Source organism: Mycobacterium persicum (genome assembly GCF_002086915.1).
In the GTDB taxonomy this organism is placed as follows: domain Bacteria; phylum Actinomycetota; class Actinomycetes; order Mycobacteriales; family Mycobacteriaceae; genus Mycobacterium; species Mycobacterium persicum.
The window spans coordinates 1-1038 of the sequence record NZ_MWQA01000018.1; the positions used below are offsets into that span (position 1 = coordinate 1).

Here is a 1038-nt window from a genome sequence, read left to right on the forward strand (position 1 = left end):
CCGTGGTGGCCGGCGCGAACCGCCGCGGGCAGATCCCGGCCAAACCCTGCCGACGCAGCGAGGCAGCCACCGTCTTGCGCGAGACCCGCTCACCGTCATCGCGTAGATCGGCCAGGATGCGCGGGGCGCCGTAGACGCCGTCGGAGGCCGCGTGGAACTTGGCGACCTTGGCATCCAACTCGGCGCGCCGTTGCTGGGCCGGGTTCGGTCCGCGCTCGCGGGTTTTGCGCCATTTGTAATATCCCGAGCGCGACACCTCCAGGCACTCGCACATCCGCTTAGAGCTGTTCGGTCTTTTCCTTGGCTAGCAGGAGAAGTCGGTTCTGCAGATCGGCGATCTCGCGGCCGATTTTGGCGGGGTTGAGGTGGTCGCGGTAGGCGGTCAGTTCGGCCTGCTGGGTTGGTGAAAGGACGCCGGCGGCCAGAAGCCGGTCGAATGGGGTCTGCGGTGTGTCGTAGAGGCGTCGGCGGCGGCCGTCGCCGCTGCTGGCGTACCCGATGGGTTTGATGGTTGGGGTCAGGTAGTTGAGCCGGTCGTTGACCAGTGGCCAGAGCCGGTTGAGCAGGGCTCGTTCTTCAGGGGTGTCGTAGCGGTAGTAGAACGCGTATTTGCGTACCAGGTGGTTGTTCTTGGATTCGATGGTGGGCCTGGTCGTTCTTCTTGTAGGGCCGGGATCTGGTGAAGAAGATCTCCATCTCTGCAGCCCACTTGATGACGGCCTTGTTCAGGAACGGGGGTTGACCCCTGATGGTGGACACCTGACTGGTGGGGCTGCTGGTCCCGCGGGAAGGATGTCCGTATGTCGGGCAAGCGTCGCAAGTACACCCCGGAGTTTCGGGAGCAGCCCTCTCTGCCAACCTTGGGTGAGGCACTCGCCCCCTGATAATTAGTGACCCGAGGGCGGGGATGGAGAGTTTCCCCGAGATGACGAGCAAGGTGACCGTATTGGCCCCCCCGGTAGGGATCGATGATCCTGGTCGGGTGGATGGCGATAGTACCCAGCGGCCCGATCCGCAGGTGCCCGAGCGGGCGAAACG

General features: G+C 64.4%; 1 protein-coding gene. It reads right to left on the reverse strand.

Annotated features, from left to right (window positions below; genetic code table 11):
- Positions 1 to 274 (reverse strand): IS3 family transposase (locus B4U45_RS29720; protein WP_244899431.1); only part of this gene is annotated, 274 nt, incomplete at its 3' end.
- Positions 275 to 1038: the final 764 nt, after the last annotated feature.